The sequence below is a fragment of the Sulfitobacter sp. HI0129 genome (assembly GCF_001635395.1).
Lineage (GTDB): Bacteria > Pseudomonadota > Alphaproteobacteria > Rhodobacterales > Rhodobacteraceae > Sulfitobacter.
The window spans coordinates 1-8919 of sequence record NZ_LWGH01000367.1; the positions used below are offsets into that span (position 1 = coordinate 1).

7 protein-coding genes, 1 tRNA gene and 1 pseudogene are annotated in these 8919 nt (G+C 64.7%); 8 read left to right on the forward strand and 1 reads right to left on the reverse strand.

Features of this window, described 5'->3' with window-relative positions; all coding sequences use genetic code 11:
• Window positions 1-476, forward strand: a pseudogene (locus tag A3764_RS09325) (choline ABC transporter ATP-binding protein); the annotation flags it as partial.
• Between the two features lie 235 nt (window positions 477-711).
• Here the strand turns inward: A3764_RS09325 and A3764_RS09330 are convergent.
• Window positions 712-787, reverse strand: a tRNA-Thr gene (locus tag A3764_RS09330).
• Between the two features lie 127 nt (window positions 788-914).
• Here A3764_RS09330 and A3764_RS09335 point away from each other — a divergent pair.
• The 7 genes from A3764_RS09335 to A3764_RS09365 all read left to right on the forward strand — a co-directional run.
• Window positions 915-1790, forward strand: coding sequence for a hypothetical protein (locus A3764_RS09335; RefSeq protein WP_067921572.1), 876 nt, complete (start codon window positions 915-917; stop codon window positions 1788-1790).
• Window positions 1791-1914: 124 nt separating this feature from the next.
• Window positions 1915-4206, forward strand: a complete 2292-nt coding sequence (locus A3764_RS09340; RefSeq protein ID WP_067921580.1) for a bifunctional salicylyl-CoA 5-hydroxylase/oxidoreductase — start codon at window positions 1915-1917, stop codon at window positions 4204-4206.
• Window positions 4203-4922, forward strand: a complete 720-nt coding sequence (locus tag A3764_RS09345) for an SDR family NAD(P)-dependent oxidoreductase (protein ID WP_067921582.1) — start codon at window positions 4203-4205, stop codon at window positions 4920-4922. The genes A3764_RS09340 and A3764_RS09345 overlap by 4 nt, the downstream gene beginning before the upstream one ends.
• The gene (locus tag A3764_RS09350) at window positions 4919-5401 is read left to right on the forward strand and encodes a MarR family winged helix-turn-helix transcriptional regulator (protein ID WP_067921585.1); all 483 of its coding nucleotides are present in this window, start codon (window positions 4919-4921) and stop codon (window positions 5399-5401) included. Before A3764_RS09345 ends, A3764_RS09350 begins: the two co-directional genes overlap by 4 nt.
• Window positions 5391-6191 carry an enoyl-CoA hydratase family protein gene (locus tag A3764_RS09355; protein WP_067921589.1) on the forward strand — a complete coding sequence of 267 codons (801 nt, stop codon included), beginning with the start codon at window positions 5391-5393 and terminating at the stop codon, window positions 6189-6191. Before A3764_RS09350 ends, A3764_RS09355 begins: the two co-directional genes overlap by 11 nt.
• Window positions 6192-6254: 63 nt before the next feature.
• Window positions 6255-7400: an acyl-CoA dehydrogenase family protein gene (locus A3764_RS09360; RefSeq protein WP_067921591.1), complete on the forward strand. Its 1146-nt coding sequence runs from the start codon at window positions 6255-6257 to the stop codon at window positions 7398-7400.
• A 1-nt stretch (window position 7401) separates the two neighbouring features.
• On the forward strand, window positions 7402-8919 hold a 1518-nt coding region (locus tag A3764_RS09365), incomplete at its 3' end, for an AMP-binding protein (RefSeq protein WP_067951520.1).

Genomic DNA, 8919 nt, shown 5'->3' on the forward strand with positions numbered 1-8919 from the left:
GCGCCTTCGTCACCGAAGCGCCGATCCTGCTGATGGACGAGCCCTTCTCCGCGCTGGATCCGCTGATCCGCACAAGGTTGCAGGACGAATTGCTGGACCTGCAGCGCGACCTGAAGCGGACGATCATCTTCGTCAGCCACGATCTCGACGAGGCCTTCAAACTGGGCGGGCGCATCGCGATCATGGAAGGCGGGCGGATCGTGCAATGCGGCACCCCGAGGGAGATTTTCTCCAACCCGGCATCGGACTACGTGGCCGATTTCGTCGCCAACATGAACCCGCTCGGCGTCCTGACCGCCCGCGACGTCATGGGCCCCGCCGCCAAGGGCCCGGGTGACACGGTGGCCGCCGAGACCCCGGTGCGCGACCTGATCGAGCGGCTCTCGGGCGACAATGCCCAACTGCATGTCGGCGAGGGCGGGGCGATACTGGGCACGGTGAGCGCGCAGACCATCGTGGACCGGTTGAAAAGCTGAGCCATGGGGGCGGCACGCCGTGGCCGTCGCCCCTTGTTTGACCCGTTGCGCAATTCGACAGGGGGGAGGGCGGCCAGGACCGGGCCGCTTTTTTCGCAAGATGCGTTACCCCTGCCAGCGGCGCGCGTGCTGCCTGCCTCCGGCGGGGATTTTGAACCATTTGGAAGGGAGCGAGCGCGCGATGCCGGTTCGAGGTGCGGCGTCGGGAGGGTATCGGAAATAGAGGGGAGGTAGATGGTGCCCCCACACGGACTCGAACCGCGGACCTACTGATTACAAATCAGTTGCTCTACCAGCTGAGCTATAGGGGCACTGGGCGTCCGTTTAGGCGATTGCACAAAGGCGTGCAAGAGGGGAAATCGGGGCATCTTTGGTGTTTTACACCCTTGTCCCAACCCTGTATTCAACAACGAACTTCCTGAAGGCGGATCGAGAAACATGCAGCTGGTTTTACATGCGGGCGTGCATTTCACCGAAGACGAACGGTTACTGAAATGCCTGCTGCGCAACGTTGATGATTTCGCGGCGCGGGGTATCGTCGTGCCGGGGCCGGGCAGCTACCGGTCGCTCATTCGCGACACGCTCAACGCCATGCACAAGACGCCCGCTTCCCCCGAGGCGCGGGAGGTGCTGCTGGACGCGATGCTGGACGATGCGCCCGCCGAACGGGTGATCCTGTCGGATGCCAACTTCTTTCGCACCCCGGCCACCGCCATGCAGGAGGGCATGCTCTATCCCGCCGCGCCGGTGCGGATGATGCGCATGTCGCAGCTTTTTCCCGAGGACCCGATCGAGTTGTTCTTCGCCATCCGCAACCCGGCGACGCTGTTGCCGGTCCTGCTGAAAGAGGCGCAGGATACCTCCGATGCGGCATTCTGGGGCGGGCGTGAACCGGCGGATGTGAAATGGTCCGAGACGATATCGCAGATCAGGGAAACCGCGCCCGATATCCCCATCACCGTCTGGTGCAACGAGGATGCGCCGCTGATCTGGTCGCATATCCTGCGGGAGATCGCGGGCATCGGGTTTGACGAAAAGCTCATCGGGGGGTTCGATCTGCTGACCTCGATCATGTCCAACGAGGGGGTGGAACGCTTCCGCGGCTACCTGTCGGCGCATCCCGATATTTCCGAAGTGCAGAAGCGCCGTGTGATCGCGGCCTTCCTAGACAAGTTCGCGCTCGATGAAGAGATCGAAGAGGAACTGGACATGCCCGGCTGGACGGAAGAGCTCGTCGCGGAGTTGACCGAAGTCTATGACGAGGATGTTCTGGCCATCCAACGGATTCCCGGCGTCACGGTGCTGACCCCCTGACGATTTGACGGTTCGCGGGTTCGTTTGAAGTGCGACAATTTACTTTAAGGCTAAAATATTTTTTCTTGAAATAAAAAATCAGCCGTTCTAGCCTTTCCCCGACGCTGTCGATGGGGGGCGCATCATGCGTGCGATATGTCTTGGGGGCGGTCCGGCGGGGCTCTACTTCGCGATCTCGCTGAAGTTGCGGCAGCCGGAGGCGCAGGTCACGGTGCTGGAGCGCAACCGCGCCGATGACACTTTCGGCTGGGGCGTCGTGCTGTCGGACGAGACGCTCGACAACCTCGAAGCCAACGATCCCGTTTCCGCCAAGGAGATCCGCAGCCATTTCGCCTATTGGGACGACATCGCGTTGCATCACAAGGGCCATACGATCCTGTCGACGGGGCATGGGTTCTGCGGCATCGGGCGCAAGCGCCTGTTGCTGATCCTGCAGGACAGGGCGCGCGCGCTGGGGGTTGATCTGCAGTTCGAGACGGAGGTGAAGGCCGCCTCCGACTATATGCAGGACTATGACCTCGTGGTGGCCTGCGACGGGCTCAATTCCAAGACGCGGATGGAATTCGAGGAGACGTTCAAACCCGATATCGACGTGCGGCGCTGCCCTTTCGTCTGGCTCGGCACGCATCAGAAGTTCGACGACGCCTTCACCTTCATCTTCGAAAAGACGGAGAAGGGTTGGATCTGGGTCCATGCCTACCAGTTTGACAAGGATACCGCGACCTTCATCGTGGAGTGTTCGCAGAAGACCTTCGATGCCTACGGTTTCGGGGAGATCAGCCAGCAGGAAACCATCGCCATCTGCGAAGAGATCTTCAGGGATCATCTGGACGGTCACAAGCTGATGACCAATGCCAACCACATCCGCGGGTCGGCATGGATCAGGTTCCCGCGTGTGCTTTGCGAGAAGTGGAGCCACGAAAACGTCGTGCTGCTGGGCGATGCCTCGGCCACGGCGCATTTTTCCATCGGATCGGGCACGAAGCTCGCGCTGGAATCCGCGATCTCGCTCGCGCGTCATGTGACGGATGAGCCGGACCTGAAGGTCGCCTTCGAGAAATACGAGGAGGCGCGCCGCCTCGAAGTGCTGCGGCTGCAATCGGCGGCGCGGAATTCCGTCGAATGGTTCGAGGACGTTGAACGCTACCTCGACCTCGATCCCGTGCAGCTCAACTATTCGATGCTCACCCGCAGCCAGCGCATCAGCCACGAGAACCTGCGCGCGCGGGACGCGAAATGGCTGGAGGGGGCGGAAAAGTGGTTCATGGAACAGGCGGGGGCAGGGGCCAACGGGCCGGTGCGCGCGCCCATGTTCGCGCCATTCCGGCTGCGCGAGATGGAGTTGGTTAATCGCGTCGTCGTCTCGCCCATGGCGCAATACAAGGCGGTGGACGGCTGCCCGACGGACTGGCACCTCATCCATTACGGCGAACGCGCGAAAGGCGGGGCGGGGCTGGTCTATACGGAGATGACCTGCGTCTCGCCGGAGGGGCGCATCACACCGGGTTGCCCGGGTCTTTACGCCCCGGAGCATGAGGCGGCGTGGAAGCGCCTCACCGATTTCGTCCATGCGGAGACGGAGGCGAAGATCTGCTGCCAGATCGGACATTCCGGGCGCAAGGGTTCCACCCAGCTCGGCTGGGAAGAGATGGACGCGCCCTTGAAGGCGGGCAACTGGGAAACCGTGAGCGCCAGCGCGATCCCGTGGTCCGACAATAATCCCGCCCCCCGCGCAGCCACCCGCAAGGATATGGACGAGATCCGCGATGCTTTCGTCGCCGCCGCCGAAATGGCCGACCGGGCGAATTTCGACATGATCGAGCTTCATGCGGCGCATGGTTATTTCATATCCTCCTTCATTTCCCCGCTCAGCAATACGCGGAAAGACGAATATGGCGGCAGCCTCGAAAACCGGATGCGCTACCCGCTGGAGGTCTTTCGGGCCATGCGCGCGGTCTGGCCGGAGCATAAACCCATGGCGGTGCGCATTTCGGCCAACGACTGGGCCGGCGATGACGGGGTGACGCCGGAAGAAGCGGTGGAGATCGCGCGCATGTTCGATGCGGCGGGCGCGGATATCATCGACGTTTCCGCCGGGCAGACCAGCACGCAGGCGCAGCCGGTCTACGGGCGCATGTTCCAGACGCCCTTCTCGGATCGTATCCGCAATGACGGCGGCATCAAGACGATGGCGGTGGGCAACATCTATGAGGCCGATCACGTCAACTCCATTCTCATGGCCGGACGTGCCGATCTGGTCTGTCTGGCGCGGCCGCATCTGGCCGATCCATACTGGACCTTGCGGCAGGGTGCGGCGATCGGCGACCGGCACGCCGCATGGCCGCTGCCCTACGGGCCGGGGCGGGATCAGGCGTGGCGGCTCGCCGACCGCGCGGCAGAGGTGGAAAAGGTATGAGACGCGTTCTGGTCACCGGGGGCGGTTCGGGCATCGGGCGCGGGATCGCGCGGGCCTTCGCGGCGGCGGGCGAGGATGTCACCATCGCCGGGCGCAAGATGGCGGCCCTGCAGGAAACGGACGGCGGGCGCGGTATGACCTGCGTAACCGCCGATGTCACGGATGAAGACGCGGTGGAGGCGCTGTTCGACCGGCCCTTTGACGTGGTCGTGGCCAATGCCGGCATGGGGCGCGCTGCCCCGCTGACAGAGACCACGCTGGAGGACTGGAACCGCACCATCGCGGTGAACATGACCGGCACCTTCCTGACCTTTCGCGCCGCCCTGCGCGGCATGGAAAAGGGCGGGCGGCTGATTGCTGTCGCCTCCACCGCCGCGCTCTCGGGGGCGCCGCGGGTGGCGGCCTACACGGCATCGAAGCATGGCGTGCTGGGGCTCGTGCGCTCGGTCGCGCGGGAAGTGGCGAAAAAGGGGATCACCTGCAACGCGATATGCCCCGGTTTTGTCGATACCGATCTGGCCGAGGCCGCGATTACCGGCGTGATGGCGGGGCGCGGCGTGGACCGCGCGGAAGCGACGCGGATGGTGGTGGCCGGCAATCCCGTGGGGCGGCTCATCTCGGTGGAGGAGGTCACCTCCGCCGCGCTCTACCTCGCGTCGCCGGGGGCTTCCATGGTCAATGGCCACGCGCTGAGCGTGTCGGGAGGAGAGACATGAGCACTCCCACCCCATCGAACGCCCTGCCGTCGAAAGACCGGCTGCGCCTGTGGCTGCGCCTGCTGAAGCTGACGCGGGGGATCGACGCGCATCTGCGCGAAAAGCTGCGCGTCGAATTCGCGACCACGCTGCCGCGCTTTGACATGCTGGCCGCGCTCTCGCGGCATCCGGACGGGCTGAAGATGAGCCAGCTTTCGGGCGTGCTGCGCGTCTCCAACGGCAATGTCACCGGTATCGCGGACCGTCTGGCCGAAGAAGGGCTGGTGGAGCGCGTGCCGGTGCCCGGCGACCGCCGGGCCATGGTGCTGCGCCTGACCCGCCGCGGAAAGACCGAGTTCGCCCGGCAGGCGCAGGCCCATGAGGCCTGGATCGATACCATGCTGGCTGACGTCTCCGCCGAGGACGCCCGCTACATGGCCGGAAAACTGGCGGCCATCGCAGCCGCCGCGGAAACAAAGGAAAACGCCCATGCGCAGTGACGTGCAGCATTTCGACTGCAGCATCAAAGACCGGATCGCCACCGTGCGGCTGGACCGGCCCGACCGCAAGAACCCGCTGACCTTCGACAGCTATGCCGAATTGCGCGACTGGTTCCGCGATCTCGTCTACGCCGACGATGTCGATGTGGTGATCTTCGGCTCCAATGGCGGCAACTTCAGTTCGGGCGGGGATGTGCATGACATCATCGGCCCGCTCACACGTATGTCGATGAAGGAGCTTCTTCAGTTCACCCGGATGACCGGCGATCTGGTGAAGGCCATCGTGAATTGCGGCAAACCCGTCATCGCGGCGGTGGACGGGATCTGCGTGGGCGCGGGGGCCATCATCGCGATGGCATCGGACCTGCGCATCGCCACGCCCGAGGCAAAGACCGCCTTCCTGTTCACCCGCGTGGGCCTTGCGGGCTGCGACATGGGGGCCTGTGCCATCCTGCCGCGCATCATCGGCCAGACGCGCGCGGCGGAACTGCTTTATACCGGGCGCTCCATGAGCGCGGAGGAGGGCGAGCGCTGGGGGTTCTTCAACCGGCTCGTAGAGGCGGGCGAACTGGACGAGGCGGCGCTGACATTGGCCCGCCAGATCAAAGCGGGACCCAACTTTGCCCATATGATGACCAAGACGATGCTGGCGCAGGAATGGTCGATGTCGATCGAACAGGCCATCGAGGCAGAGGCGCAGGCGCAGGCCATCTGCATGCAGACGGGTGATTTCGAACGGGCCTACAAGGCTTTCGTGGCGAAGGAAAAGCCCGTTTTCGAGGGGGATTGATCGTGGCGGATGTGGGAGCCTCCGGCGGGGATTTTAAACCATTTGGAAGCGGAGGCTTCGCGCATGGCTGATCGCAGCTACCTGCTCTGGCCGTTCTTCGAGGCGCGGCACCGCGAACTGGCCGAGGCGCTGGACGACTGGGCCACGCGCAATCTATGCGACGTGGATCATTCGGATACCGATGCCGCCTGCCGGCAGTTGGTACGGATGCTGGGCGCGGGCGGCTGGCTGCGCCATTCGGGCGCGGGCGCGGGCGAGACGCTTGATGTGCGCTCGCTCTGTCTTGTCCGCGAAACGCTGGCGCGGCATGACGGATTGGCCGATTTCGCCTTTGCCATGCAGGGGCTGGGGACCGGGGCGATTTCGCTTTTCGGCACCGAGGAACAGCGCGGCTGGCTGGAGCGTACGCGGGCAGGTGAGGCGATTTCGGCCTTTGCGCTGACCGAGCCGCAATCGGGGTCGGACGTGGCCAATTCGACCATGACGGCGGCGCCCGATGGGAATGGATTCTTGCTCAATGGGCGCAAGACCTGGATTTCGAACGGCGGGATCGCCGATGTCTATACCGTCTTTGCCCGCACGGGGGAGGCGCCGGGCGCCAAGGGGCTTTCCGCCTTCGTTGTGCCCGCAGACACGCCGGGGCTGAAGATCGAAGAACGGCTGGAGGTCATGGCGCCGCATCCCTTGGCCACGCTGCATTTCGACGGCGTGAAGGTACCGGGGTCTGCGCTGATTGGCGAAGCGGGCCGGGGCTTCGGCATCGCCATGTCGGTGCTCGATGTGTTCCGCTCCACCGTGGCGGCAGCGGCGCTGGGCTTTGCTAGCCGGGCGCTCGACGAGGCGATCGGGCGCGTGACCCGGCGCGAGGTGCAGGGCGCGCCGCTTGCGGATTTGCAGATGGTGCAGGGCCATATCGCGGATATGGCGGTGGATGTGGATGCCTCCGCGCTGCTGGTCTACCGCGCCGCCTGGACGAAGGACAGCGGAGCGGCCCGCGTCACCCGCGAGGCCGCGATGGCCAAGCTCTTTGCGACGGATCATGCGCAGCAGGTGATCGACCGGGCGGTTCAGTTGCACGGCGGCGACGGCGTGCGGCACGGCGAGACGGTCGAGCGGCTTTACCGCGAAATCCGCGCGTTGCGTATCTACGAAGGCGCGTCCGACGTGCAGCGCGTCGTCATCGCGCGGCAGACGTTGGGAGGAGGATGACATGCTGAAGCGCTCTGGACATCTGGACAGTTTCGCGCGGGACAACCTGCCGCCGCAGGACCAATGGCCCGACTTCCTGCTTGGCGGGTTCGATTATCCGGACCGGCTGAACCTTGGCGTGGAACTGACCGATGCCATGGTGAAAAAGGGGTTCGGTGATCATACCGCGTTGATCGGGAACGGGCGCAGGCGGACCTACAAGGAGCTGGCCGACTGGACGAACCGGCTGGCGGCGGCGCTGGTCGAAAACTTCGGGGTGAAGCCGGGCAACCGCGTGCTCATCCGGTCCGTCAACAACCCGGCGATGGTGGCCTGCTGGCTCGCCGCGACAAAGGCGGGGGCGGTGGTCGTCAACACCATGCCCATGCTGCGAGCGGGCGAATTGGCCGCCATCGTGGACAAGGCAGAAATCAGCCACGCGCTTTGCGACACGCGCCTGATGGATGAGCTGACCACCTGTGCCAAGACGTCCGACCATCTGCGCACGGTGGTGGGCTTCGACGGCACCAGCAACCATGACGCGGAGCTTGACCGGGCGGCGCTGGAAAAGCCCGTCCAGTTCGAGGCCGCCGATACCGCGCAGGACGATGTGGCGCTTTTGGGATTTACCTCGGGCACCACGGGCAGCCCGAAGGCCACGATGCATTTCCATCGGGACCTCTTGATCATCGCGGATGGCTACGCGCGCGAGGTGCTGCAGGTGGTGCCCGAGGATGTCTTCGTGGGCTCGCCGCCGCTAGCCTTTACCTTCGGGCTTGGCGGGCTTGCCGTCTTTCCGCTTCGCTTCGGGGCGGCGGCGACGCTGCTGGAGACCGCCAGCCCGCCCAACATGATCGAGATTATCGAGAAATATAAGGCGACCGTCTGCTTTACCGCGCCCACGGCCTATCGTGCGATGTTGCAGGCGATGGAGGAAGGTGCAGACCTGTCGAGCCTGCGCGCCGCCGTCAGCGCGGGCGAGACGCTGCCCGCCCCAGTCTATCACGACTGGAAGGAAAAGACCGGCAAGCCGATGCTGGACGGGATCGGCGCGACAGAGATGCTCCATATCTTCATCTCCAACCGCTTCGACGATCACCGCGCCGCCTGTACCGGCAAGCCGGTCACGGGATATGAGGCCCGTATCATCGACGAACACGGTAACGATGTGCCGCACGGTGAAGTGGGTCGGCTGGCGGTGCGCGGGCCCACAGGGTGCCGCTATCTGTCGGACGCGCGTCAGGCGGCCTATGTGCAGGACGGCTGGAACATCACCGGCGACAGTTTCGTGATGGACGCGGATGGCTATCTGCATTTCGCCGCGCGCAACGACGACATGATCATCTCGTCGGGCTACAACATCGCGGGCCCGGAGGTGGAGGCCGCGCTGCTTTCTCACCCGTCGGTCAGCGAATGCGCCGTGGTGGGCAAGCCCGACGATGCGCGCGGTGCCATCGTCCAGGCCCATGTGGTGCTGGTGGAGGGGGCCACGGGCGACGCCCGGACCGTCAAGGCCCTGCAGGAGCATGTGAAGAACGCC

What these genes read in the sequence shown, in the direction of transcription:
- A3764_RS09335 (WP_067921572.1), top strand. Translation starts at nt 915, where the DNA reads ATGCAGCTGGTTTTACATGCGGGCGTGCATTTCACCGAAGACGAACGG.
- A3764_RS09340 (WP_067921580.1), top strand. Translation starts at nt 1,915, where the DNA reads ATGCGTGCGATATGTCTTGGGGGCGGTCCGGCGGGGCTCTACTTCGCG.
- A3764_RS09345 (WP_067921582.1), top strand. Translation starts at nt 4,203, where the DNA reads ATGAGACGCGTTCTGGTCACCGGGGGCGGTTCGGGCATCGGGCGCGGG.
- A3764_RS09350 (WP_067921585.1), top strand. Translation starts at nt 4,919, where the DNA reads ATGAGCACTCCCACCCCATCGAACGCCCTGCCGTCGAAAGACCGGCTG.
- A3764_RS09355 (WP_067921589.1), top strand. Translation starts at nt 5,391, where the DNA reads ATGCGCAGTGACGTGCAGCATTTCGACTGCAGCATCAAAGACCGGATC.
- A3764_RS09360 (WP_067921591.1), top strand. Translation starts at nt 6,255, where the DNA reads ATGGCTGATCGCAGCTACCTGCTCTGGCCGTTCTTCGAGGCGCGGCAC.